The organism is Pseudomonas sp. SWRI18, assembly GCF_014268345.1.
GTDB lineage: Bacteria > Pseudomonadota > Gammaproteobacteria > Pseudomonadales > Pseudomonadaceae > Aquipseudomonas > Aquipseudomonas cedrina.
The window spans coordinates 72,613-96,629 of sequence record NZ_JACCQQ010000017.1 but is presented as its reverse complement, the minus strand read 5'-3'; the positions used below and the strand labels follow the sequence as shown (position 1 = coordinate 96,629).

The window sequence follows — 24,017 nt, the reverse complement described above, 5'->3', positions numbered from 1 at the left end:
CCGGTAAGGTTTCGAGGATGAACTAGTCGGTTGGCCTGCGTATACTGGCGGCCTTAAGTTATTACAGTTGACTTGATTCAACTGATTTCACGGAGCGCCCTGCATGTCCGGCAATACCTTCGGCAAGCTGTTCACTGTCACCACCGCGGGCGAAAGCCATGGCCCGGCGTTGGTCGCCATTGTCGACGGCTGCCCGCCAGGCCTGGAGCTGTCTCTGGAAGACCTGCAGCGTGACCTCGACCGCCGCAAGCCTGGCACCAGCCGCCACACCACTCAGCGCCAGGAGCCCGACGAAGTCGAGATCCTCTCCGGCGTGTTCGAAGGTCGCACCACCGGTTGCGCCATTGGCCTGCTGATCCGCAACACCGACCAGAAGTCCAAGGACTACTCGGCCATCAAGGACCTGTTCCGCCCGGCCCACGCCGACTACACCTACCACCACAAATACGGCGAACGCGACTACCGCGGCGGCGGCCGCAGCTCGGCCCGCGAAACCGCCATGCGCGTGGCCGCCGGTGCCATCGCCAAGAAATACCTGGCCACCCAGGGCATCGTTGTTCGCGGCTACATGAGCCAACTGGGCCCGATTGAAATCCCGTTCAAGACCTGGGACAGCGTGGACGACAACGCTTTCTTCAGCCCCGACCCGGACAAGGTGCCGGAGCTGGAGGCCTACATGGACCAGTTGCGCCGCGATCAGGATTCCGTGGGTGCTCGGATCACCGTGGTTGCCGAAGGCGTCAAGCCCGGCCTGGGCGAGCCGATCTTCGACCGCCTCGACGCTGAACTGGCCCACGCGCTGATGAGTATCAACGCCGTGAAAGGCGTGGAAATCGGCGCCGGCTTCGCCTGCGTGGCGCAACGTGGCACCGAGCATCGCGACGAGCTGACCCCCGAAGGTTTTCTCAGCAACAACGCCGGCGGCATCCTCGGCGGTATTTCCTCCGGCCAGCCGATCGTGGCACACCTGGCGCTCAAGGCGACGTCGAGCATCACCACGCCGGGCCGTTCGATCGATGTGCACGGCAATCCGGTGGACGTGATCACCAAGGGCCGCCACGACCCGTGTGTCGGCATCCGTGCCACGCCGATCGCCGAGGCGATGATGGCCATCGTGCTGATGGACCATCTGCTGCGTCATCGCGGGCAGAACGCCGACGTACGCGTGAGTACGCCGGTGCTGGGCCAGCTGTGACGGCCTGACGGTGACCACGCTCCCCTACTGGCGCCTCTCCAGCTTCTACCTGTTCTACTTCGCCCTGCTCGGCGCAACCGCGCCGTTCCTGGCGCTGTACTTCGACTATTTGGGGTTCTCCAGCGCGCGTATCGGCGAACTCGTGGCCATCCCCATGCTGATGCGCTGCGTGGCGCCCAATCTGTGGGGCTGGCTGGGCGACTACACGGGCAGGCGCCTGGCCATCGTGCGCTTCGGCGCGCTGTGCACCCTGGCGAGTTTTTCACTGATTTTCGTCAGCCACACCTACGCCTGGCTGGCGCTGGTGATGGCGCTGCATGCGTTCTTCTGGCACGCGGTGCTGCCCCAGTTCGAAGTGATCACCCTGGCCCATCTGCAAACACAGACCGCGCGCTACAGCCAGGTCCGCCTGTGGGGCTCGATTGGTTTCATCCTCACCGTGGTGATCATGGGGCGCCTGTTCGACTGGCTGAGCCTGGATATCTACCCGGTGGTGGTCGTGGTGATCATGGCCGGTATTATCGGCGCCAGCCTGTGGGTACCGAACGCGCAGCCGGCCGTCCAGGGCAATCGCGTGGCGGGCGAAGGCTTTCTCAAGCAATTGCGCAGCCCCGGCGTGCTGGCGTTCTACGCCTGCGTGGCGCTGATGCAAATGAGCCACGGCCCGTACTACACCTTTCTCACCCTGCACCTTGAGCAACTGGGCTACAGCCGTGGCGTGATCGGCTTGCTGTGGGCGCTGGGGGTAGTGGCGGAAGTGCTGATGTTCCTGGCCATGAGCCGCATCCTCGCGCGCTTTTCGGTGCGTCGCGTGCTGCTGGCCAGTTTCCTGCTGGCGGCGCTGCGCTGGTTGCTGCTGGGGGCGTTTGCCGAGTTTTTCTGGGTGCTGTTGCTGGCGCAGGTGATGCACGCCGCCACGTTCGGCAGCTTCCATGCCGCAGCGATTGCCTTTGTGCAGCGCAGTTTCGGCGACAAACAACAAGGCCAGGGCCAGGCGCTGTATGCGGCGCTGGCGGGCACTGGCGGTGCGCTGGGCGCGCTGTATTCAGGCTACAGTTGGAACCTGTTGGGGCCGACCCTGACCTTCAGCATTGCCAGCGTCGCCGCCCTGGCGGCCGCCGTTATCATCGGTTTTCGATTGCACGAGCAGAACCAAGGAACCCTTCAATGAGTTATGTCGCTGTCTACTCCGCCGCTGCACCGGACACGCCCAACAAGGTCCTGACCCATTTCGATGACATCGCCGCCACCTTGGCCGAGCACGGTGTGCGTTTTGAGCGCTGGCAGCCCGGCCCGATTGAGCAAGGCGCCAGCGATGCCGAATTGATCGCGGCATACCAGGCGCAGATCGACGCGCTTGGCTACAGCTGCGTTGAGGTGCTGCGCGTGACCGGCGACCCCACCCAGCAAGCCGAGCTACGCTCCAGTTTCCTGGACGAGCGCCGCTACAATGAAGACGACGTGCGATTGTTCATTGCAGGCCAAGGATTGTTCGCCCTGCACATCGACGACTACGTGTATGCCGTGCGTTGTGAGAAAAACGACCTGCTGGTGATTCCGGCCGGTACGGCGCACTGGTTCGATATGGGAGAGCACCCGCACTTCGTGGCGTTGCGGCTGTTTGATTCAGCGCAAGGGTGGGTGCCTGCCTTCACGGGTGACGATATTGCCCGGCGCTTTCCGGGTTTGGACGATTAATCGTGCGCTATCAGAAGCGTCAATCCCCATATGTTGGAAGTTGCTGTGGGAAGAAACCTAAACTTCTGTAAGGCCTTGCTGTTTATTGCAGGGCTTACGCTTGATTACTGTTCTTTATGTAACTCTCTGAGGCCTTAACGTTTATATCGCCTGTCAATAGGAGTAATCCGAAAGGTGATGGAGCGTCAGCCATTAAAAGGAGAGAACATATGCGAGGTCCAGAGGAAGCGTTTCTACCATCGTATTCGGTGCCCAACGCGGTCAGACGACGCTTGAGCTTGTCGGGCAGGCCGCTGACGCCGGCAGAGCTTGAGATCTTGCGCTGGGCCTCGGAAGGCAAGACGGTCTGGGAGATCAGCCAGATACGCGCCACGTCCGAAGCCACGGTAAAATTCCACCTGCGCAATATCTACTGCAAGTTGGAGGTCACCAATCGCGTGCAGGCGATGAACGAAGCGGCGCGTCAGGGCCTTTACTGAAAGCACGAAAAAGGGCCGCGACACTCAACGGTGTCGTGGCCCTTTTTGGTGTGGCATGTCTTAAGCCGAATGGTAAGTCGGCAGGGCAAAGCGGTTCTGGCTTTGCAGCATCGAAATTTGCGGCAGATCGCTGGCTTGTTCAGCCAGGTCGCGGCGAATGGCGCTGATAACCCAAGTCAGCTGATCGGCAGTGTGCAACTGCTGGTAAGAGATCGAGCGCTTGACCTGTTTGCCTTCGCTGTTACGCAGGGTCAACAGGATGCCGCCGTCAGGGCGTGGCTGGGTGGTGACGTCATAGTTGGAGAATACTGAGGCGAATTTATCTTGGATCAGGCTCATGTCTATCAGCTCCATTGGCTCAAGTTGGCAAGCATGGAGTGATAGGTGCAGTGATTGTGCCAGCTTGTGATTTATAAAAATTACCTTATAAATCAACAGCTTGAAAAATTAGCGGATTTTCGATTTCGTGCAATTTGCATGAAGGGCCATCATGCATCCTGCATTTTGCGTTGTTCGTCCTGGCTGAACGGTCGCGCGCTTACTGCTAAAGACTGTGTTTTCGTCGCGAAATTCCCTCCTGCGGCGGTCGCTCATCGGGATACAAAACTTTTCAAATCCCGCGTGTACAGCTGAAGAGGGGCTGACGTACTTTCCTGCAAGGTTTTAAGAAGAATAAGAAAAAGGACGTTCTCATGAACCGCTCGCCAAACGACATGATCACCTGGAGCAAAATGCTGCGTAAGGTGCCTGCCATTGTGCGCGCCCTGCCGCGCGTCGTGCGCGGCATGCGTGCCGCCACTGTCACCGATCCTCGGCAGCCCTGCGGCCTGGGCTGGCATTTCGAGCAGGCTACCCTGCGTAACCCGGATGGTACGGCGTTGTTGTACGCCGACCGCGTGCTCAGCTACAACGAAGTGAACCAACACGCCAACCGTATCGCCCATCACTTGCAGGCCCAAGGCATTCGCAAGGGCGACGTGGTGGCGATGTTTGTCGAGAACCGTCCCGAATTGCTGCTGAACGTGCTGGCCGTGGCCAAGCTGGGCGGCGTCTGCGCCATGCTCAATACGGCGCAAACCCAGGCGGCGCTGGTGCACAGCCTGAAGCTGGTGAACCCGGTGGCGATTGTGGTGGGGGAGGAATTGGTGGCCGCCTATGAAGCGGTGCGTAGCCAGGTGGCGATCGAGGCGCAACGCACCTGGTTTGTCGCCGAGCAACAGGGCAGTGCGTTGCCCGAAGGTTACATCGACCTGATGGCTGCCAGCGTCGAAAGCCCTGCGGACAACCCGGCCACCACCGCGCAGGTCTTCTTCAACGACCCTTGCTTCTATATCTATACCTCCGGCACCACGGGCTTGCCCAAGGCCGGCATCATGAAACACGGTCGCTGGACCAAGACCGCTGTCAGCTTCGGCAACATTGCCCTGAACATGGGCCCGGATGACGTCCTCTATTGCACGCTGCCGCTGTACCACGCCACCGGCCTGTGTGTGTGCTGGGGCTCGGCAATTGTCGGGGCGTCGGGGTTTGCCATCCGCCGAAAATTCAGTGCCAGCCAGTTCTGGGACGATGCCCGCAGGTTCAAGGCGACCACCCTCGGCTACGTCGGTGAGTTTTGCCGTTACCTGCTCGACCAGCCCACCAGTACGAACGACCGTGACAACCGCGTGACCAAGATGGTCGGTAATGGCCTGCGCCCTGGCGTGTGGGCGCAGTTCAAGCAACGCTATGGCGTGGATCATGTCTGCGAGCTGTACGCCGCCAGCGACGGCAATATCGGTTTTACCAACGTACTCAATTTCGACAACACCATCGGCTTTTGCCTGCAGCGTTGGGCGCTGGTCGACTACGCCCACGACAGCGGCGAACCGCTGCGTGGCAACGATGGCTTCATGCACAAGGTGCACACCGGCGGGCAGGGTTTGTTGTTGGCCCGGATCGATGAAAAATCACCCTTTGATGGCTACACCGACCCCGAAAAGAACCGCCAGGTGATCCTCGCCGACGTGTTCGAGAAGGGCGATCGCTACTTCAATACCGGCGATCTGGTGCGCAGCATCGGCTTCGGCCATGCGCAATTTGTCGATCGCCTGGGCGATACCTACCGCTGGAAGGGCGAAAACGTCTCCACTACCGAAGTAGAGAACGTCCTGCTGCAACATCCGCAAATTGCCGAAGTCGTGGCCTATGGCGTGGAAATCGACAACACCAACGGCCGTGCCGGCATGGTCGCCATTACTCCGAGCGAGTCCCTGGCCGCCCTGGATATGCGCGAGCTGCTGCAGTTCGCCCATGGCCAGCTGCCTCACTATGCGGTGCCGTTGTTCCTGCGGATCAAAGTGAAGATGGAAACCACCGGCACCTTCAAATATCAGAAGGTGCGGCTCAAGGAAGAGGCGTTCGATCCGGACAAGGCGGGCAATGATCCGGTCTACGCCTGGTTGCCGGGTTCGGACTGCTATGTGCCCGTGACGGGGCAATTGCTCGCGCAGATTCAAGGCGGACAGTTCCGCTATTGATTCTGCCTATGGCGGTTTTTCACAAAAAAACCATGACAGGCGGGAACTCCCTCGCGACACTGGCGCCTATCCAGTACTTGCACAAGGAGCCCCACATGTCAGACCAAGCCAAACAAATGACCGATGACGAAGCCGCCGAATTTGCCGAGCAGGTCTTCGACGTGGCCCGCAAAGGCGACGCTGCCATGCTTGCCGCGCTGCTGGCGAAGGGTTTGCCGGCTAATTTTCGCAACCATAACGGCGACACCCTGCTGATGCTCGCGGCCTACCACGGCCATGTCGAGGCGGTGAAAGTGCTGCTGGAGTTCAAGGCCGACCCGCTGATTGCCAACGACAAGAACCAATTGCCCATCGCCGGCGCGGCGTTCAAGGGCAACCTGCCGGTGGTCAAGGCGCTGATCGAAGGCGGCACGCCGATCGAAGCCGCGTCCTCCGATGGCCGCACCGCATTGATGATGGCGGCGATGTTCAACCGCGTGGAGATGGTCGATTACCTGCTCGGCCAGGGCGCCAACCCCAAGGCTACCGATGCCCAGGGCGCCACTGCATTGGCGGCGGCGCGGACCATGGGCGCAGTGGATACGGCGGCGCGGTTGCAGAAACTGGTGTAGGCTACGCGCCCTGAAAAACCAGCCCGCCACAGGACCACGCCCATGAAAACCGCCCTCGTCGAACTCATCAGCAAAATCAGCGCCGGCGTCATGAGCGAGGACGAAGTGGCGCGTATCGCCGATGAAGCGGCCCAGGCCTACGCGGATCCTGCGGCGTTCCTGGCGGCCAACCCGGACATCAACTACGACGACACCTTCCCGATTGCGCTGGGCGAATGGATCGTGGTTGGCAGCCTGCCGGACACCGTGCTGTTCCAGGCCGACACCTACGGCGATCTGTTCGCGCAGATCGTCGCGTCGTTCGGGCCGGGTGTCGCGTTCAACCTCAAGCCCAAGCAATTGGCCAAGACCGAGCCCCTCACCGCACTGAACCGCATCCAGATCCAGATGAGCGCCCTCAGCGCGCAAGACGGCGGCTACGTGCTGCTCGACTTCAGCCAACCGCTGGATGACGAGATCCAGGCCGTGCTGGTCTATGGCAACGACGTGCCGCGCGTGCTGGCGTTGTGCGCCGAAGTCGGCATCAAGGGCGAGCCGTCCCTGGAAGCGCTGAAGATCGCCGTTCACGTCTGAAATAATACGGAACCCCTGCCAGGGCTGACTATCCTACAAGTGCATGCCCTCACTTAGGAGCGACACCATGGGTTCCACTTTTAATGGCTTGGTCGGGCTGATCATCCTGGCGCTGGATATCTGGGCGATCATCAACGTCTTCAAAAGCGGCGCGAGCACAGGCGCCAAGGTGCTCTGGATCCTGCTGATCCTGTTGCTGCCGGTGCTGGGCTTGATCATTTGGGCGATTGCCGGGCCGCGGGGCAACGTGCGGATCTGATTGCACTTCAATCTAGAGCGGGCTCGGTAAATGTGGGAGCGGGCTTGCTCGCGAAAGCGGTGGATCAGTCAACCCTTTCATGACTGACACACCGCATTCGCGAGCAAGCCCGCTCCCACATTTGTTTTAGGTGCGGTTTGAAATTTGTATCGAAATATTCGCTACACAGAATTTTCACACAGCGTTTCGGACAATTCCCTTCGCTTCGCTTCCCTGTAGGACGCCTCTGTCACTTGCCGGGGAAAAGCGTCAAAAGCACGGTTTTTCCTCAGTAATCAATAGCGTTGATGGCATTGATCGGGCACCATTTGCGCCAACGCGCTAACCCCCCGTTCCTACACGCTTGGGCGTGGGCAGGATGCCGCTGCAATATTTCGCAACTTAAACTTCCAATGGGTCCTAAAACGACATGGCAAACCCGGATGCCCTGAATCAGCAGCGTGCTTCAAATCGTCTGCTGCAACCGACCGTCAAATCCCATCTGGCGTACACGCTGCTTTGCGCGCTGGTCATGATGGTGATGTTTTCCCTGCTGCGCCTGGCGCTGCTGGTCTACAACCGCGAAATGATCCTCGACACGCCGGCCTCGACCTTCCTTGAAGCGTTCGGCAACGGCCTGCGCCTGGACTTGCGCCTGGTGGTGTACCTGGTCATTCCGTTGCTGCTGGCACTGTTCAGCGTACGGGCGATGGCCGCCCGCGGGTTCTTCCGTTTGTGGTTGACCGTTGTGTCCAGCATCGCGCTGTTCCTGGGCTTGATGGAAATGGACTTCTACCGCGAATTCCACCAGCGCCTCAACGGCCTGGTGTTCCAGTACGTGAAGGAAGACCCGAAAACCGTGATGAGCATGCTCTGGTACGGTTTCCCGGTGGTGCGCTACCTGCTGGCCTGGGCCGTGGGCACGCTGCTCCTGAGCATCGCGTTCAAGGGCGCTGACCGTGCGACGCGCCCACGCGGCCCGTTCAGCGGTGGCAGCATCGGCACTCGCCCGGTGGCACCGTGGTACATGCGTAGCGCGGTGTTCGTGGTGTGCCTGTTGATCGCTGTGGTTGCCGCGCGCGGCACCCTGCGCCAGGGCCCGCCGCTGCGTTGGGGTGATGTGTACACCACCGATTCGAACTTCGCCAACCAGTTGGGCCTCAACGGCACCTTGTCGTTGGTAGGCGCGGCCAAGGCACGTTTCTCCGAGCACCGCGACAACACCTGGAAGGCCACGCTGGAACAACCGCTGGCGACCCAGACCGTGCGTGACATGCTGGTGCTGCCGACGGAAAAGCTGGTCGATACCGACACCGCCGCCGTGCGCCGCGAGTTCACGCCACCGGCAGAGAAAACCCTGCCGATCAAAAACGTCGTCGTGATCCTGATGGAAAGCTTTGCCGGGCACTCGGTGGGCGCCCTCGGTCGCCCCGGAAACATCACGCCGTACTTCGACAAACTGTCCAAGGAAGGCCTGCTGTTCGACCGTTTCTTTTCCAACGGCACCCACACGCACCAAGGGATGTTCGCCACCATGGCGTGTTTCCCGAACCTGCCGGCGTTCGAATACCTGATGCAGACCCCGGAAGGCAGCCACAAGCTGTCGGGCCTGCCGCAGTTGCTCAGCGCACGCAAGTTTGACGATGTGTATGTCTACAACGGCGACTTCGCCTGGGACAACCAGTCCGGGTTCTTCAGCAACCAGGGCATGACCAACTTCATCGGTCGCAACGACTTCGTCGACCCGGTGTTCTCCGACCCGACATGGGGCGTTTCGGACCAGGACATGTTCAACCGTGGCCTGCAGGAGCTCAAGGCCCGTGAAGGCGGCAAACCGTTCTACGCCTTGCTGCAAACCCTGTCCAACCACACGCCGTATGCCTTGCCGACGCCATTGCCGGTAGAGAAGGTCACGGGCCGTGGCAGCCTGGACGAGCATTTGACCGCGATGCGCTATTCCGACTGGGCCCTGGGCCAGTTCTTTGAAAAGGCCCGCAAGGAGCCGTATTTCAAGGAAACCCTGTTCGTGATCGTCGGCGACCACGGCTTTGGCAACGAGCAGCAGATCACCGAGATGGACCTGGGCCGCTTCAACGTACCGATGTTGATGATCGCACCGGGCATGCAGGAGAAGTTCGGCGAGCGTGATCACACCGTCGGCACCCAGATCGACATCGTACCGACCATCATGGGCCGCCTGGGTGGCGAAACCCTGCACCAGTGCTGGGGCCGCGACCTGCTGAACCTGCCGGAAGGCGACAAGGGTTTTGGTGTGATCAAGCCGTCGGGCAGCGATCAGACGGTGGCATTGGTCACCGGCGATCGCATCCTGGTATTGCCCAAGGAAATGCCACCCAAGCTTTGGCAATACGAGCTGGGTGCCAATCCGAGCGGCAAGGTGATTGCGGAATCTGCGGACGAAGGTGCATTAAGACAGAAGCTTGAATCGTTCCTGCAAACAGCAACCAAGAGCTTGTTGGATAACACCGCCGGCGTGGTTGACGGCAAGCCGGACTAATTGACCGGCAATAAAAAAGAGGCCTTGAAGGCCTCTTTTTTTTACCCGGCGTTTATATCTTGCCGAGCAACAACAACACCAGCAGTACCACCAACACGACACCCAGGATACCCGACGGGCCATAACCCCAGTTACGCGAGTGAGGGAATACTGGCAGACCACCGACCAGCAGGAGGATCAAGATAATGATCAGGATGAGGCTCATGGTTTTTCTTCCTTATTGGCTTTCTGCAAAGACCGGTTTATTCAGCAATAGGCCCGACAGCTTGAACGGACGCCTTAACAACTCCGACTCATGCGCTTCACGAAAAATTCAGTATTTTTTTAAAGCATTTCGCGCACTTGCCTATTTCTTTTAATGCGTTCGCAAATACGCCTCCTTAGTTGAAAAAAAGTGAACGTGGGCTATACGCAACTTTGCGACCCGGCCGGCGGTTTGCCAGGGGCATTCATCACTCTGATGGTGGATGGGGTCAGTAACAACCTTCGCTACACTGGCGTTCACTTCCTCCGTAAACCACAAGGCTACTTCCTATGCAAAATCGCATGATGATCACTGGCGCCGGTTCCGGCCTGGGTCGCGAAATCGCTCTGCGCTGGGCCCGCGAAGGCTGGCAGCTGGCCTTGTCGGATGTCAGCGAGCCCGGCCTGCAGGAAACCCTCAAGCAGGTGCGCGAGGCGGGCGGCGATGGTTTTACCCAACGCTGCGATGTGCGTGACTACAGCCAGCTCACGGCGTTTGCCCAGGCCTGCGAGGAGAAACTGGGTGGCATTGATGTGATCGTCAACAATGCCGGGGTGGCCTCGGGTGGGTTTTTCGCCGAACTGTCCCTGGAAGACTGGGACTGGCAAATCGCGATCAACCTGATGGGTGTCGTCAAAGGGTGCAAGGCATTCCTGCCGCTGCTGGAAAAGAGCAAGGGACGCATCATCAACATCGCGTCCATGGCCGCGCTGATGCAGGGGCCCGCCATGAGCAACTACAACGTGGCCAAGGCCGGTGTGGTGGCGCTCTCGGAAAGCCTGCTGGTGGAACTCAAGCAGCAAGAAGTCGGGGTGCATGTGGTCTGCCCATCGTTCTTCCAGACCAATCTGCTGGACTCCTTCCGTGGGCCGACTCCGGCGATGAAGGCTCAGGTGGGTAAGTTGCTGGAGAGTTCGCCGATCACGGCGGCGCAGATTGCCGATTACATTTACCAGCGCGTCGCAGCGGGTGAGTTCATGATCCTGCCCCATGAACAAGGACGCATGGCCTGGGCCTTGAAGCAGAAGAACCCGCAGTTGCTGTATGACGAGATGACCACCATGGCCGACAAGATGCGCGCCAAGGCGCAGGCGGTCAGAGGCTGATCAGGTAGTAGTCTGTCAGGCAAGTTACCTGGGTATGTAGGTGGTGCCTGATTTTACTGCAAGCCATTGATGACTCCACAGCCAGCGCGCATGGTCGAGGTTCTGTTATTCCAAAAGGACAACCGCCATGCTGGTCTTAAGCCGCACTGTAGGCGAAGCCATCGCCATCGGCGATGACATTGCCGTACACATCCTCGAGTTGAACGGTACCCAGGTGAAAATAGGCGTTGAAGCGCCGGCCGGGGTGCAGGTTCATCGCGCCGAGGTGTACCAGAAAATCCTCGAACGCCAAGCCGTGGAGCTCCACGCGGCGCCCACCCCATAACAGGCCTCCACGCAAATCTCTGTAGTGAGCGGGCTTGCCCCGCGCTGGGTGGCGAAGCCGCCCCAAAACCAGGCGCCCCGATTTTTACCTGACACACCGCGGCGGTCCGATTGGGGCGGCTTCGCCACCCAGCGCGGGGCAAGCCCGCTCACTACACAGTTATGTGAACCCCTCAGTCAAACAGATGCTTGGGCACATCGTGCTTGAGCATCAATTGGCATTGCTCGCTCTCCGGGTCGAACACGATCAGCGCCTGGCGCTTGGTCAGCGCCTGGCGCACACGCAGCACGCGGGTTTCCAGGGGCGTGTCGTCGCCGTTGTCGGTGCCGTCACGGGTCACGAAGTCTTCGATGAGGCGGGTCAGGGTGTCGACTTCAAGTGCGTCGTAGGGAATCAGCATACAAGCCTCGGGTGGTGGATCCCGGCGATGCTACTGCGCCGGGACCGCAGTTGCCAGTATCACGACTTGTTGCCGACCAGGCTGTCCACCGACGGCACCCGTGTGTCGCTCTCCATCTGCGTCTCGTGCTCGATCTGATGACTGAACCGATCCAGGGAACCCTGGGCAGGCTGCGCATCGCTGGCGAACACGGGGGGGCTGAGTATATAGGCGCCCAACAGGCGACTCAGCGCCGCCAGGCTGTCGATGTGCGTGCGCTCGTAGCCGTGGGTCGCGTCGCACCCGAACGCCAGCAGGGCGGTGCGGATATCGTGGCCGGCGGTCACGGCCGAGTGGGCGTCACTGAAGTAGTAGCGGAACATGTCGCGGCGCACCGGCAGCTCGTTATCCGCCGCCAGGCGCAGCAAGTGCCGCGACAGGTGATAGTCATACGGCCCGCCGGAATCCTGCATCGCTACGCTCACCGCATGCTCGCTGGAATGCTGGCCAGGGGCGACCGGCGCGATATCGATACCGACAAACTCGCTGACGTCCCAAGGCAGGGCGCCCGCTGCGCCACTGCCGGTTTCCTCGGTGATGGTGAACAACGGGTGGCAGTCGATCAGCAAGGGTTCGCCACTGTCGATAATCGCCTTGAGCGCGGCGAGCAGGGCGGCGACGCCGGCTTTGTCGTCCAGGTGGCGCGCGCTGATGTGCCCGCTCTCGGTGAACTCCGGCAACGGGTCGAACGCTACATAGTCACCGATGCCGACCCCCAGGGCATCGCAATCGGCGCGGGTCGCGCAATAGGCGTCCAGGCGCAGCTCCACGTGGTCCCAGCTCACCGGCATTTCATCCACGGCGGTGTTGAACGCGTGCCCGGAAGCCATCAACGGCAACACGCTGCCGCGGATCACGCCGTTATCGGTGAACAGGCTGACGCGGCTGCCCTCGGCAAACCGGCTCGACCAGCAGCCCACCGGCGCCAGTGTCAGGCGACCGTTATCCTTGATCGCCCGCACGGCGGCGCCGATGGTGTCCAAGTGCGCGGACACCGCGCGGTCGGGGCTGTTCTTCTGGCCCTTGAGGGTGGCGCGGATGGTGCCGCGCCGGGTCATTTCAAAGGGAATGCCCAGTTCTTCCAGACGCTCGGCGACGTAGCGCACGATGGTGTCTGTGAACCCGGTGGGGCTGGGGATGGCGAGCATTTCCAGCAGTACTTTCTGCAGGTAATTAAGATCGGGTTCGGGAATGGTTCGGCTCATAAAGACTCCTGATTGCTTGTAAGGATCTGGCGCCCTCAAGGGCCCCATTGCGGGCAAGCCCGACTCCCACCTTGGAATGCGTTCAAACTGTGGGAGCCGGGCTTGCCCGCGATGGCGGCGGTGCGGGCAGCCTATTTCTCAAGCCGTCGGTTGACTGTGGGGAAACAACAAATCCACAAACCGCTCCGCAGTGGGTTGCGGTTCATGGTTGGCCAGGCCGGCCCGTTCGTTGGCTTCGATGAACACGTACTCGGGTTGGTCGGCGGCGGGCACCAGCAGGTCCAGGCCCACCATGGGGATGTCCAGGGCGCGGGCAGCGCGGACGGCGGCGTCCACCAGCGTCGGGTGCAAAACCGCAGTGACATCTTCCAGGCAACCGCCGGTGTGCAGGTTGGCGGTGCGGCGCACGGCCAGGGTCTGGCCACGCGGGAGGATGCTGCTGTAGTCGTAACCGGCGGCTTTGAGGGTGCGTTCGGTCTCGCCATCCAGGGGGATTTTGCTCTCACCGTCGGTGGCGGCCTGACGCCGGCGGCTCTGGGCCTCGATCAAGGCACCGATGGAGTGCTGGCCGTCGCCCGTCACTTCGGCGGGGCGGCGAATCGCGGCGGCGACCACTTCAAAACCGATCACCAGGATGCGCAGGTCCAGGCCTTCGTGAAAACTTTCCAGCAGCACGCGGCTGTCGAACTGCCGTGCCACTTCAATCGCCTGCTGCACTTCTTCGATGCTCTGCAAATCCACCGCGACGCCCTGGCCTTGCTCGCCATCCAGCGGCTTGACCACGATGCGCTGGTGCTCGTCGAGGAACTCCAGGTTGTCATCGGGGCTACCCGCCAATTGCTGCGACGGCAGTTTCAAGCCGGCCGCCTTCAATACCTTGTGGGTCAGGCTCTTGTCCTGGCACAAGGTCATGCTGATGGCGCTGGTCAGGTCGCTCAAGGATTCACGGCAACGTACGCGACGCCCGCCATGGCTGAGGGTGAACAGGCCGGCGTCCGCGTCGTCCACGTGCACGTCGATCCCGCGTCGGTGGGCCTCTTCGACAATGATCCGCGCATACGGGTTGAGCCCCGCCTGGGGTCCGGGCCCGAGGAACAGCGGCTGGTTGATGCCGTTCTTGCGCTTGATCGCAAAGGTGGTCAGCGCGCGAAAACCCAGCTTGGCATAGAGGTTCTTGGCCTGGCGGTTATCGTGCAGCACCGACAAGTCCAGGTAGCTCAGGCCGCGACTCATGAAGTGTTCGACCAGGTGGCGCACCAGCACTTCGCCGACGCCGGGGCGAGTGCACTGCGGGTCGACCGCCAGGCACCACAGGCTGCAACCGTGCTCCGGATCGTGAAACGCTTTTTGGTGATTGAGGCCCATGACGCTGCCGATCACCGCGCCGCTGTCTTCGTCTTCGGCCAGCCAGTACACCGGGCCACCTTGATGCCGGGGGGTGAGGCGCTCAGGGTCAACCGGCAACATGCCGCGTCCCTGATAGAGGCGGTTCACCGCTGCCCAGTCGGCTTCGGACTGTACGCGGCGAATACGGAACCCGCGAAACACCCGGGTCGCCGGGCGGTAATCGCTGAACCACAGGCGCAAGGTGTCCGAAGGGTCGAGAAACAACTGCTGGGGATCGATCCCGAGGATCTGCTGGGGCGCGGCCACGTACAGTGCAATATCACGTTCTCCGGGGCGCTCGTTGAGCAGCTCCTGGGCCAGGGTCGCGGGCTCGGGGAAGGTATGGCCGATCAACAAGCGGCCCCAGCCGCAATGCACCGCGATCGGGTCGGCGGCCAGTGGGCTGCCATCTTCGGCCAGTCGTGCTTGCAGGCGTTCGTAGGTGGGCGCCTGGCCCTTGAGCAAGCGTTGGCTGTAGGCCGCTGAGTGGGGTTTCATCAATCAGATTCCTTGTTCGCTGAGCCACAGGTTCAGCGCTGCCAACTGCCAGAGCTTGGAGCCGCGCAATGGGGTCAGTTGGCCATGTGGGTCGGTGAGCAGGCGGTCGAGCGCGCTGGCATTGAACAGGCCGCGATCCTGGCTCGGGTCCAGCAACAGCTCACGTACCCAATTCAAGGTGTCGCCTTGCAGATGCTTGAGGCCGGGCACCGGGAAATAGCCTTTCTTGCGGTCGATGACCTCGCTCGGAATCACCCGGCGCGCGGCTTCTTTCAACACCTGCTTGCCACCGTCGGGCAGCTTGAACTTGCCCGGCACACGGGCCGACAGCTCCACCAGGCGGTAGTCCAGGAACGGCGTACGCGCTTCCAGGCCCCAGGCCATGGTCATGTTGTCGACGCGCTTGACCGGGTCGTCCACCAGCATCACCGTGCTGTCCAGGCGCAAGGCCTTGTCTACCGCGGCCTCCGCGCCCGGCATGGCGAAATGCTCGCGCACGAAGTCACCAGCGGCGTCATTGGCCGTCAGCCATTTGGGCGCAACGGTGGCGGCGTAGTCCTCATAGCTGCGGTCGAAAAACGCATCGCGGTACGCGGTATAAGGATCGCTCGCGCCGTCCACTTGCGGGTACCAGTGGTAGCCGGCAAACAGTTCGTCGGCGCCCTGGCCGCTCTGGACCACTTTGCAGTGCTTGGCCACTTCCCGCGACAGCAGGTAGAAGGCGATGCAGTCGTGGCTGACCATCGGCTCGCTCATGGCACGGAACGCGGCCGGCAGTTGCTCGATGATCTCGCTTTCGGCGATGCGCAGCTGATGGTGACGCGTGCCGTAGTGCTTGGCGATCAGGTCGGAGTACTGGAATTCGTCGCCACGTTCGCCGCCGGCGTCTTCAAAGCCGATGGAAAAGGTCGACAGATCCTGCACGCCGACTTCGCGCAGCAGGCCCACGAGCATGCTCGAATCGACACCGCCGGACAGCAGCACACCGACGTCCACGGCGGCGCGTTGGCGGATGGCCACGGCTTCGCGGGTGCTGTCGAGGACGCGGTCGGTCCAGTCTTCCAGGCTCAGGTTTTTTTCATCTTCATGGGGACCGTAAGGCAGGGTCCACCAGGTTTTCTGCTCGGTCTTGCCGTTGGCCTCGATGCGCATCCAGCTCGCGGGCGGCAGCTTTTCGATGCCTGCCAGCAAGGTGCGCGGCGCGGGCACCACCGCATGGAAGTTCAGGTAGTGGTTGAGCGCCACCGGGTCGAGGATCGGTTTGATATCGCCGCCTTTGAGCAGCGCCGGCAACGCCGAAGCGAAGCGCAGACGCTGGCCGGTACGCGACAGGTACAGCGGTTTCACGCCCAGGCGGTCACGCGCGATGAACAGGCGCTGGGCGTCACGCTCCCAGATGGCAAAGGCAAACATGCCGTTGAGCTTGGGCAGCAGCGCTTCGCCCCAGGCGTGGTAGCCCTTGAGCAGCACTTCGGTGTCGCCGCCGGAATAGAAGGCATAGCCCAGGGCTTCCAGCTCTTGGCGCAATTCCGGGAAGTTGTAAATCGCGCCGTTGAACGCCAGGGAAAGGCCCAGCTGCGCATCGATCATCGGCTGGGCCGAGCCATCCGACAGGTCCATGATTTTCAGGCGTCGATGACCCAAGGCAATCGGCCCTTGGGCATGGAAGCCCCAGGCGTCGGGCCCACGGGGGGCCAGGTGATGGGTGATGCGCTCAATGGCTGCCAGATCGGCAGGTTGGGCATCGAAACGTAATTCTCCAGCTAATCCGCACATAAATTCCTTACCGGTTTTTCCGTTGGGGAGAGTGGTGACTTAATGCGCCAAAAGGGCGCGTACCCAGAAACTGACCCACGCCAATTGGTGGAGTTTTAGATCGATAAGTTATAAGTCGCATAGCCATTTACCCTGTTGCGCGGCTGCCGACGCGGTGCGGTGTGCAGCGAAGCGGCGGTATCCAGGTGTTTTTCAGCGGCGAAATTCGAGTGTTTCAGCCCCTGGAACGAGCGGCTATTTGGATCTGTTTTTGTGCCGCGCAGGCCTATCGTGGTCAGTCCCCACTGACTGCACCAAGGACTGCTGCGATGAGCAATGAGCGCAATTTATATGACCTCGTCACGCCCGTGACGGAAGCTGAGCTGGACGCGGCGATGCTGGAGATGACCGGTGATCTGGAAAAGGCCCGGACCCTGCACGCCACGCTGCCGCACTGGCTGATCGAGGCCAAACCCCCGGCCTTGACTTACCTGCTGCAGGCGCACGCCGAAAGCCTCAGTGCCCGCGAACACCTTGAATACTATATGAATAGCTTGCAGCCACTGGATCAGTTCTGCACCGAGGCGTTGACCCGCTACCTTGCGGGCAAGGGCCACACAACGTTGGAGGTCGGATGTGACTATCTGGAAATGCCAAGGCGCGAAACGGCCAATTTCGCCCCCTATCTCACCGGCGTGTTAATTGAGACCGTCGCGTTTGAACGCCGCAGCCTGGTCAGGGCCGCCATGCAGAATTTTTCCGCTGCCGAGGCCGAGGTGGACGGCCTGCCCGAAGGCTCGGTGCTGCGCACTGCGGTTGAACAGCGCGCGATCCCCGGGCTGAGCGCCGCCGAGTTCGTGCGCCATTGCCGCGCATTGGACCTGGGCAGCGCCTACCAGGCACACATCCGCGAGGTGTTCGACCTGCCGGAGCCGGGCGAGACGCCCCTGCCGGTGGAGTACAACGAGGCGGCGCTCGGGGTTGGGCTGGGCAAAATCAGCGCCATGCAAATCGAACTGCACATTGCCTTGGCCAAGCGGCATATCAGCGAGGCAAACCACGAGTGGCTGCTGCGCTTGATCAAGGCCGACAAGCCGGCTGATCAAGTGCGCGCCATGGCGCCAGAGGGGCAACGCCTGATCTGGCAAGGCGTGAATATCGACAGCGCGTGCCTATGGAGCGTGCTGATGTTCGGCGACGCTGAACCTGGCGAGCTGCCGAGCGGCGCGGTCACGGTCTATATGCCCAACGAGCCCGTGCGAGCGTGGTATGAGTACCCCTCGATAGACGACTTCAAACACTACCTGACGCTGAAATTGCAGGTGCCGTCCTACCGGGAATTTTTCACCCGCTACCTGGACGAAGCCGAGCGGCTCGATTTTTTTCGGCGTTTTGATCAAGACCACACCCTGTGGGTTGTCAAACCACAGCCTGTGGCCAGTAATTTCGGTGATTTTTTTTTCAGGGCGTGCGTTGGCAAAATCCAGTTGGACGCGCAGGTCCTGGCCGTGCCGGTCGCGGACGTGGACGAAGAAGCGCGTCAGCAACGGCTGTTCGATTACCTTAATGCCGGGCTCGACGTACTCAACATCGCCGCGCTCGTGGTGCCCGTACTGGGAGAGCTGATGCTCGGCGTGGCCGTTGGACAGCTGCTCGGCGAAGTCTTTGAGGGCGTCGAGGATTGGAGCCACCATGACCACGCCGAGGCGCTCAAACACTTGGTCGGCGTCGCGGAAAACATCGCAGGCATGCTGTTGTTCAGCGCCGGAGCGCGCGTGGCGGGCTCGATCAAGCGCACGCTGACAACCTCGGCGCCCTTTTTTGACAACGTCGAGAGCGTTGCGCTGCCCGATCACCGGGCGCGCTTGTGGCGCCCGCGCCTGGCTGCGTATCGTCATACTGACGCACTGCCGGCACCGTGGCTGGCCGATGCCCGTGGCATGCATCAGGCTGAAGGCAAGTCGTATGTGAAGATCGACGATGAGGTCTACCACGTTGAGTACGACGGCGATTCTGGCCACTGGCGAGTTCACCACCCCAAACGCTCGGGGGCCTACCGCCCACCGCTGCGGCACAACTTCCAGGGCGGGTGGCAGCACGTCTTCGAGCGCCCGGCAGAATGGCAGGAGGCGCGTTACAACCTGTTGCGCATTAACCCCGAACTGCGGGAACTGCCCGGCGAAGCCTTGGACAGCCTGGCGGCGATCACTGAACAGCCGGTGGACCAGTTGCAGCGGTTGGCGCAAGAACATCAGCGCCTGGCGGAGCGCTTGTACGATTGCGTGACCCTCTACCGCCACTATCGCAAGGTCGATGAACTGGTCGGCGTGCTTGAGCGCGGAGAGGTTCCAGCCGCGCAGACGGCCCGCACCCAAATGCTGGCCCTGCCTTTGCTCGAGGGCTGGCCCTCGGGCCGTTTTTTTGAATTGCTCGACAGCGAAGGTAAACGACTGGAAACCTATCCCGAGCTGGCGCCTTTCGATTATTCCGACCTGAGCATCCATATCAGCCAACAGCAACTGATGGACGGGCAAGTGATGCCGACCTTGCTCCAGGCCTTGACGGCTGCGCAGCGTGAAACCTTGCTCGGGCAAGCCGTCGAACTTGAACAGGCGCAACCGTTGCTCAGGCAGCGGTTGCTGACGACGCTCAGGGCCAATCACCGCGAAGTCTCGCACGCGCTGTATGAGCGCTACAGCGGCGCGCCAAGCGGCGATCTTGTGCCGTTGTGTGCGCGTTTTCCAGGAATGCCGAGGCGAATCGCCCAGGAACTGCTGGTCGGCACGCCCACCGTGGAACGACGGTATTTGCGCAAGACCGGTCGGGTGCCATTGCCGCTCGCCGAGCGCTCGCGCGAAGCCATGGACCTGCGGGCTGGCGATCGAGCCTTGATGGGTTTGCATTGGCCCCCACTGGCAGACGCTGCAACCCACCGCGTGGCGATCGGCATGCTTGAACGCTTGGATGGCTGGCCGCAAGACCTGTTGCTGCAAGTGCGCGAGGGCGGCGTGGAAGGCGAGTTGCTGTATCAGACCGGGCCGGCCTCGGCGCCGGTACGGCGCACCCTCGTGCGCAGCGGCACGGGTTTTCAAGCTTTCGATGAGCAGGGTAAGGGCCTGAATACGCCCGTGCCAGGGCCGATGGGGTTGTACCAGGCTGTGGTGGACAGCCTCTCACCTGCGCAACGCCGCACCTTGAACTTGGTGGGTGAAGACCCGGCCGAACGCTTGCGCAGTCAATTGGCCTTCCGCGCCCGGACCGAGCGCTCGCACGCCTCTCGCTACCTGTGGCCCGAGCGCGCCTTCGCCGAACAAGCCCCTGAGACCTGTGCTCCCGCGCAGGTGCGCCCGCCGGCCGAGTTCGCACCAGCCCTGGTGCGCAAAATAAAAAAACTCTACCCCACGCTCTCCGAGCATCAGGTTGCCGACCTGCTGCGCGGCTGCGGTGACGATCACCTGAGCCGGGCCCATGCCGTCGAAGCGCTGGAGCAGCAATTCAAGACCCTGCAACGCACGCTCAAGCGCTGGCGCAGCGACACCTCCGGACACAACGCACAGGCTGAGCCGTTGTGGGATTTCCGGTTGAGCCGGCATCAGGCGGCGCAGGCCATTGAGCGCAGTTGGCGTGGGCTCCATACCCTCAGGAGCGCGCAGCTTATAGAAGCACCGGGCCTGGCGCTGGACGGCATCCTCTTGGGCGCCTTGCCCACCTTGCCGCCCGAGGTGCGCTTTGACCATGTGCGGCACCTGTCCTTGCGCAACATGGATCTGAACGACGACGTGGCGTACTTTCTCAAGCACTTCAAGGGGCTGCACATCCTTGAACTCAACGGTAACCGGATCTCCCGCGTGCCCGAAGTCCTGTCAATGATGCCTCAACTCGAGCATCTGTACTTGGCCGGCAACCGCGTATTGCTGACCGAACAGACGCGCAAAAAACTGGCCGGCCTGCGCGGGTTGAAAACCCTGAGCATGGCGAATAACCCGCTGCTCATCGCGCCGGATGTCAGCCACCAATTCGAGTTGCGTGCCCTGGTCCTGCGTAACTGCCAGCTCAAGGAGTTCCCCGCGGGGGTGCAGCGCTTGCCGTACCTGGAACATGTGGACCTGCGCCAGAACGACATCACCACATTGCCGGCTTGGCTGCCGGAGCTGCCCCGCAGCATCGCCCAGGCGTTCAATCTACGTCATAACCCGTTGTCGCCCACCAGCGAAGCGGGCGTGCGCAGCCTGCGCCGACGCACGGGCCTGGGCCTTGGCTTCGTGCAGGACGATATCGCCCGTCTGACCGAACAGAAAGCCCGCGAGCTGTGGATGGTGGACGAGCGCATGGCCGATTTTGCCGAAAAGGACCTGGTGTGGACCGGGCTGAAAAATGCGCCACGTTCCGACGGCTTTTTCAAGTTGCTCGCCGACATGGGCGCCACCGCCGATGCGCACCATGTGCGCGAAGACCTGCAGCGGCGGATCTGGCGCGTGTTGGACGCGGCGGCGGGCGATGCCGAACTGCGCGAAGAACTCTTCGACCGGGCGGCCACGCCACTGCACTGCGCCGACGCCGCCGCCGTCAATTTCAGCAACCTGGAAATACTGACGGAAATCAGCGAGGCCAGGCGTTTGCTGGCAAACGGGCGTATTACCGCGCGCCCCCTGTTGAAGCTGGCAAGGGGCTTGTTTCGCCTCGATCGCCTGGAACGGATTGCCGGCCGGCACAGCAGTGCGCATCCGACCAGCGATCCGCTTGAAGTCAGCCTGGCTTTCCGAACCGGCCTGGTGAACCGGTTCTACTTGCCCGGTCAGCCGCAACACATGCGTTTTGCCCGCCTGGGCGGAGTGACACAAGCCGCCCTGGACAGCGCCGAGGGCGAGGTCAAGCTTGCCGAGTTATCGCCGCAATTGATGACGTTCATACAAGACTTGCCGTTCTGGAAGGACTATCTGCAGCGCACATTCTCGCAGCGTTTCGAGGCGCTGAACGAGCCGCTTGTGCAGCGCATGCTCGAGGTCTTCGAGCAACGCCTGGAGTTGGATGACGCGACCTACTTTGAGCGGGTCAACGATATTCGGGCCGAGCAGCAGTCGCAGGAGAAGGCCGAGATCCAACGCCTGACCCTGGAAGCCATCCGGGGGGGAGGAGTCGCAGGTGTGCGCCGGCAGCATCCCCTGATCAGGCTTTGCCGGGCTTGCCCCGAATCAAACCGCGCACGGCAAAGCGGTTCGGGTGGCAGGCTTGGGCCACGCTTGTAGGCAGGGGCAGGGGTTCGTTGTCGAGCCAGGCGGCGATCAGTTCGCCGCACAACGGCGCGGTGATCAGCCCGCGCGAGCCGTGGCCGCTGTTGATGTACAGCCCGTCCAGCCAGGGGCAGGGCGCATCCGGGACGTGTCGGGCGTCCTTGCTCAAGGCGGCGTAGGCGTGTTTGAACGCCTCGCTCTCGGCCAGCGGCCCGACGATGGGCAGGTAATCGGGGCTGGTGCAGCGAAAGGCGGCGCGGCCTTGCAGCTGCTCGGGCGGCAGTTGGTCGGCAGCCAGGCGCTGGGCCAGATCCTGCGAGATATCCCGCAGCATCTGCAGGTTGCCGACATGTTCGGTGACGCTGGGCACCAGGTCATCGCTGCTGAAATTAAAGCTCGCCCCCAGGGTGTGTTCACCCAGGCGCGCGGGGGCGACGTAGCCTTCGGCGCATACGACGGTGGCCAACGCCTGGCTGGCCGGCGTTTGCGGCAGGCGAGTGATTTGCCCGCGAATACGCTTGAGGGGCAATTCGGCGCTGAGCGGGAAACCCTTGATCTCGGCGGCGCCGGCGAGCACCACCACCGAAGCGCTGGCCAGCACGTTGTCGCCGTCGCGGGCCTGCCATTGGTGGCCGTCGCGATGCAACTGCAGAACATTATGGTGGGGCAGCACGTCGATCAGCGGATGGGCAGCCTGCCAGGCGCACAGCGCGGGAGGATGCACCCAGCCGCCTTCAGGAAAAAACAGACCGCCCTGGGCCAGTTCGATGCCGGCTCTTTGTTGAGCCTGATCGCGATCGAGCAGGTGCAGCAATGGCGGCGCGAACGCCTGGGCCAATTGCGCCTGGCGCTCGGCTTCCTTGGCGTCGAACGCCAGTTGCAGTACGCCGCAGCCGTCCCAGTCGACACCCCGGTGCAAATGTTCCAGCAGGCGCCGGGTGTGGCCGAAACCGCTGAGGATCAGTTGGGACAAGGCCGTGCCATGGGCGGAAAGCTTGAGATAGAGCACGCCTTGCGGGTTGCCCGACGCTTCCTGCGCCAGGGCCGCGTGACGTTCCAGCAGGCTGACGCGCCAGCCCCGGGCCGCGAGGCTGGCGGCGGTGGCGCAACCCGCCAGGCCGCCGCCGATGACCATTGCGTGGCGCTCGCCGTCGAGGGCCGGCGGGCGCGCGAACCAGGGTTTGGCGGGGGCAGGAAGCGCTGTGTCGCTGGGCCAGCCGAGAAACTCGCCGCGCAGGATCTCCCACTTGTGGCCGATCCCCGGCGTGCGCTTCATCTTGAACCCGGCGGCGTTGATCAGCCGCCGCACCCAGCCGGTGCTGGTAAAGGTGCTGATGGTCGAGCCGGGTGCCGCCAGGCGCGCCAGTTCGGCGAACAGTTCGGCGGTCCACATCTCGGGGTTTTTTGCCGGGGCGAAACCGTCGAGGAACCACGCATCGACCTGTGCATCCAGTTGCGGCAATTGTTCCAGGGCGTCGCCGATCATCAGGGTCAAGGTTACGCGGCCGTTATCCAGCACCAGGCGCTGGAAGCCTGGGTGGATGGCAATGTACTGCGCCAGGAGTTGCTCGGCGAAAGGTTGCAGCTCGGGCCAGAGGGCGAGGGCGCGTTGCAGGTCGGCGTGGCTCAGCGGGTACTTTTCCACGCTGACAAAATGCAGCCGCGCGCCGGCCACGGCGTGCCGTTCGAACAGTTGCCAGGCGCACAGGAAATTCAAGCCGGTGCCGAACCCCGTTTCGCCGATCACCAACCGCCCGCCCGCCGGCAAAGCGGCAAAGCGCGCCTGCAAACGGTTTTGCTCAAGGAACACATAACGGGTTTCTTCAAGGCCCGACTGGTCGGAAAAGTACACATCGTCGAACACCCGCGAGTGCGGGCGGCCTTGGTCATCCCAGTCAAGCTGGGCGTGGGTGATGGGGTTCATGGAGGGCTCATCAAAAGCAGGCAAAGGCAAGGCGGCCATTCTAGCCTATTGGTCCGCCGTTGCCTGACCTGCG

General features: G+C 62.1%; 19 protein-coding genes. 12 read left to right on the top strand and 7 right to left on the bottom strand.

Features of this window, described 5'->3' with window-relative positions; all coding sequences use genetic code 11:
• Nucleotides 1–103: 103 nt before the first annotated feature.
• From aroC to H0Z09_RS18745, 4 genes are all read left to right on the top strand, one after another.
• Nucleotides 104–1,195, top strand: coding sequence for a chorismate synthase (aroC, locus tag H0Z09_RS18760; protein WP_076953062.1), 1,092 nt, complete (start codon nucleotides 104–106; stop codon nucleotides 1,193–1,195).
• Nucleotides 1,196–1,205: 10 nt separating this feature from the next.
• Nucleotides 1,206–2,366: an MFS transporter gene (locus H0Z09_RS18755; RefSeq protein WP_186692308.1), complete on the top strand. Its 1,161-nt coding sequence runs from the start codon at nucleotides 1,206–1,208 to the stop codon at nucleotides 2,364–2,366.
• The gene (locus H0Z09_RS18750) at nucleotides 2,363–2,893 is read left to right on the top strand and encodes an acireductone dioxygenase (RefSeq protein ID WP_186692306.1); all 531 of its coding nucleotides are present in this window, start codon (nucleotides 2,363–2,365) and stop codon (nucleotides 2,891–2,893) included. The genes H0Z09_RS18755 and H0Z09_RS18750 overlap by 4 nt, the downstream gene beginning before the upstream one ends.
• 209 nt (nucleotides 2,894–3,102) lie before the next feature.
• Entirely contained in the window at nucleotides 3,103–3,372 is a 270-nt protein-coding gene (locus H0Z09_RS18745; RefSeq protein WP_186692304.1) for a helix-turn-helix transcriptional regulator, read from the top strand.
• A gap of 60 nt (nucleotides 3,373–3,432) precedes the next feature.
• Here the strand turns inward: H0Z09_RS18745 and H0Z09_RS18740 are convergent, their stop codons facing one another.
• The gene (locus H0Z09_RS18740; protein WP_010208870.1) at nucleotides 3,433–3,711 is read right to left on the bottom strand and encodes a DUF3509 domain-containing protein; all 279 of its coding nucleotides are present in this window, start codon (nucleotides 3,709–3,711) and stop codon (nucleotides 3,433–3,435) included.
• 353 nt (nucleotides 3,712–4,064) lie between these two features.
• Here H0Z09_RS18740 and H0Z09_RS18735 point away from each other — a divergent pair, with 353 nt between their 5' ends.
• The 5 genes from H0Z09_RS18735 to H0Z09_RS18715 all read left to right on the top strand — a co-directional run bounded on the left by H0Z09_RS18735 (nucleotide 4,065) and on the right by H0Z09_RS18715 (nucleotide 9,831).
• Nucleotides 4,065–5,891 carry a long-chain-acyl-CoA synthetase gene (locus H0Z09_RS18735; protein WP_186692302.1) on the top strand — a complete coding sequence of 609 codons (1,827 nt, stop codon included), beginning with the start codon at nucleotides 4,065–4,067 and terminating at the stop codon, nucleotides 5,889–5,891.
• Between the two features lie 95 nt (nucleotides 5,892–5,986).
• Nucleotides 5,987–6,502 (top strand): ankyrin repeat domain-containing protein, encoded by a 516-nt coding sequence (locus tag H0Z09_RS18730; protein ID WP_186692299.1) that lies wholly within the window; start codon nucleotides 5,987–5,989, stop codon nucleotides 6,500–6,502.
• A 42-nt stretch (nucleotides 6,503–6,544) separates the two neighbouring features.
• Complete coding sequence (locus H0Z09_RS18725; protein WP_186692297.1) at nucleotides 6,545–7,075, top strand: hypothetical protein; 531 nt, start codon at nucleotides 6,545–6,547, stop codon at nucleotides 7,073–7,075.
• A gap of 67 nt (nucleotides 7,076–7,142) precedes the next feature.
• Nucleotides 7,143–7,334: a PLDc N-terminal domain-containing protein gene (locus H0Z09_RS18720; protein WP_076953069.1), complete on the top strand. Its 192-nt coding sequence runs from the start codon at nucleotides 7,143–7,145 to the stop codon at nucleotides 7,332–7,334.
• Nucleotides 7,335–7,743: 409 nt separating this feature from the next.
• Nucleotides 7,744–9,831: an LTA synthase family protein gene (locus tag H0Z09_RS18715; protein ID WP_186692295.1), complete on the top strand. Its 2,088-nt coding sequence runs from the start codon at nucleotides 7,744–7,746 to the stop codon at nucleotides 9,829–9,831.
• Nucleotides 9,832–9,883: 52 nt separating this feature from the next.
• On the opposite strand, the gene H0Z09_RS18710 is transcribed toward H0Z09_RS18715, so the two are convergent.
• Nucleotides 9,884–10,036: a DUF3309 family protein gene (locus H0Z09_RS18710; RefSeq protein WP_003192767.1), complete on the bottom strand. Its 153-nt coding sequence runs from the start codon at nucleotides 10,034–10,036 to the stop codon at nucleotides 9,884–9,886.
• A 329-nt stretch (nucleotides 10,037–10,365) separates the two neighbouring features.
• Here H0Z09_RS18710 and H0Z09_RS18705 point away from each other — a divergent pair, with 329 nt between their 5' ends.
• Nucleotides 10,366–11,181 (top strand): SDR family oxidoreductase, encoded by an 816-nt coding sequence (locus H0Z09_RS18705; protein ID WP_186692293.1) that lies wholly within the window; start codon nucleotides 10,366–10,368, stop codon nucleotides 11,179–11,181.
• Nucleotides 11,182–11,308: 127 nt separating this feature from the next.
• A complete protein-coding gene (gene csrA / locus H0Z09_RS18700) occupies nucleotides 11,309–11,506 on the top strand; it encodes a carbon storage regulator CsrA (protein WP_076953072.1) in 198 nt (65 codons plus the stop codon).
• Nucleotides 11,507–11,678: 172 nt separating this feature from the next.
• On the opposite strand, the gene H0Z09_RS18695 is transcribed toward csrA, so the two are convergent.
• From H0Z09_RS18695 to H0Z09_RS18680, 4 genes are all read right to left on the bottom strand, one after another.
• Complete coding sequence (locus H0Z09_RS18695) at nucleotides 11,679–11,906, bottom strand: YheU family protein (protein WP_186692285.1); 228 nt, start codon at nucleotides 11,904–11,906, stop codon at nucleotides 11,679–11,681.
• A gap of 59 nt (nucleotides 11,907–11,965) precedes the next feature.
• Nucleotides 11,966–13,150 (bottom strand): osmoprotectant NAGGN system M42 family peptidase, encoded by a 1,185-nt coding sequence (locus tag H0Z09_RS18690; RefSeq protein WP_186692283.1) that lies wholly within the window; start codon nucleotides 13,148–13,150, stop codon nucleotides 11,966–11,968.
• Between the two features lie 138 nt (nucleotides 13,151–13,288).
• Nucleotides 13,289–15,034: an N-acetylglutaminylglutamine synthetase gene (gene ngg / locus H0Z09_RS18685; protein WP_186692281.1), complete on the bottom strand. Its 1,746-nt coding sequence runs from the start codon at nucleotides 15,032–15,034 to the stop codon at nucleotides 13,289–13,291.
• Nucleotides 15,035–15,037: 3 nt separating this feature from the next.
• Nucleotides 15,038–16,810, bottom strand: coding sequence for an N-acetylglutaminylglutamine amidotransferase (locus H0Z09_RS18680; protein WP_186692278.1), 1,773 nt, complete (start codon nucleotides 16,808–16,810; stop codon nucleotides 15,038–15,040).
• 308 nt (nucleotides 16,811–17,118) lie between these two features.
• On the opposite strand from H0Z09_RS18680, the gene H0Z09_RS18675 reads away from it, so the two are divergent.
• Nucleotides 17,119–22,035 (top strand): NEL-type E3 ubiquitin ligase domain-containing protein, encoded by a 4,917-nt coding sequence (locus H0Z09_RS18675; RefSeq protein ID WP_186692276.1) that lies wholly within the window; start codon nucleotides 17,119–17,121, stop codon nucleotides 22,033–22,035.
• On the opposite strand, the gene mnmC is transcribed toward H0Z09_RS18675, so the two are convergent.
• Complete coding sequence (gene mnmC / locus H0Z09_RS18670) at nucleotides 21,956–23,944, bottom strand: bifunctional tRNA (5-methylaminomethyl-2-thiouridine)(34)-methyltransferase MnmD/FAD-dependent 5-carboxymethylaminomethyl-2-thiouridine(34) oxidoreductase MnmC (protein ID WP_186692274.1); 1,989 nt, start codon at nucleotides 23,942–23,944, stop codon at nucleotides 21,956–21,958. The two genes, H0Z09_RS18675 and mnmC, sit on opposite strands and share 80 nt — an antisense overlap.
• Between the last annotated feature and the right edge of the window lie 73 nt (nucleotides 23,945–24,017).

Bases quoted from the DNA above. Each gene is read 5' to 3' on its own strand.
- H0Z09_RS18680 (WP_186692278.1), bottom strand. From the start codon at position 16,810: ATGTGCGGATTAGCTGGAGAATTACGTTTCGATGCCCAACCTGCCGAT.
- H0Z09_RS18740 (WP_010208870.1), bottom strand. From the start codon at position 3,711: ATGAGCCTGATCCAAGATAAATTCGCCTCAGTATTCTCCAACTATGAC.
- H0Z09_RS18720 (WP_076953069.1), top strand. From the start codon at position 7,143: ATGGGTTCCACTTTTAATGGCTTGGTCGGGCTGATCATCCTGGCGCTG.
- H0Z09_RS18750 (WP_186692306.1), top strand. From the start codon at position 2,363: ATGAGTTATGTCGCTGTCTACTCCGCCGCTGCACCGGACACGCCCAAC.
- H0Z09_RS18745 (WP_186692304.1), top strand. From the start codon at position 3,103: ATGCGAGGTCCAGAGGAAGCGTTTCTACCATCGTATTCGGTGCCCAAC.
- H0Z09_RS18710 (WP_003192767.1), bottom strand. From the start codon at position 10,036: ATGAGCCTCATCCTGATCATTATCTTGATCCTCCTGCTGGTCGGTGGT.
- H0Z09_RS18690 (WP_186692283.1), bottom strand. From the start codon at position 13,150: ATGAGCCGAACCATTCCCGAACCCGATCTTAATTACCTGCAGAAAGTA.
- H0Z09_RS18695 (WP_186692285.1), bottom strand. From the start codon at position 11,906: ATGCTGATTCCCTACGACGCACTTGAAGTCGACACCCTGACCCGCCTC.
- H0Z09_RS18675 (WP_186692276.1), top strand. From the start codon at position 17,119: ATGAGCAATGAGCGCAATTTATATGACCTCGTCACGCCCGTGACGGAA.
- aroC (WP_076953062.1), top strand. From the start codon at position 104: ATGTCCGGCAATACCTTCGGCAAGCTGTTCACTGTCACCACCGCGGGC.
- H0Z09_RS18725 (WP_186692297.1), top strand. From the start codon at position 6,545: ATGAAAACCGCCCTCGTCGAACTCATCAGCAAAATCAGCGCCGGCGTC.
- mnmC (WP_186692274.1), bottom strand. From the start codon at position 23,944: ATGAACCCCATCACCCACGCCCAGCTTGACTGGGATGACCAAGGCCGC.
- H0Z09_RS18705 (WP_186692293.1), top strand. From the start codon at position 10,366: ATGCAAAATCGCATGATGATCACTGGCGCCGGTTCCGGCCTGGGTCGC.
- H0Z09_RS18735 (WP_186692302.1), top strand. From the start codon at position 4,065: ATGAACCGCTCGCCAAACGACATGATCACCTGGAGCAAAATGCTGCGT.
- csrA (WP_076953072.1), top strand. From the start codon at position 11,309: ATGCTGGTCTTAAGCCGCACTGTAGGCGAAGCCATCGCCATCGGCGAT.
- H0Z09_RS18715 (WP_186692295.1), top strand. From the start codon at position 7,744: ATGGCAAACCCGGATGCCCTGAATCAGCAGCGTGCTTCAAATCGTCTG.
- H0Z09_RS18730 (WP_186692299.1), top strand. From the start codon at position 5,987: ATGTCAGACCAAGCCAAACAAATGACCGATGACGAAGCCGCCGAATTT.
- ngg (WP_186692281.1), bottom strand. From the start codon at position 15,034: ATGAAACCCCACTCAGCGGCCTACAGCCAACGCTTGCTCAAGGGCCAG.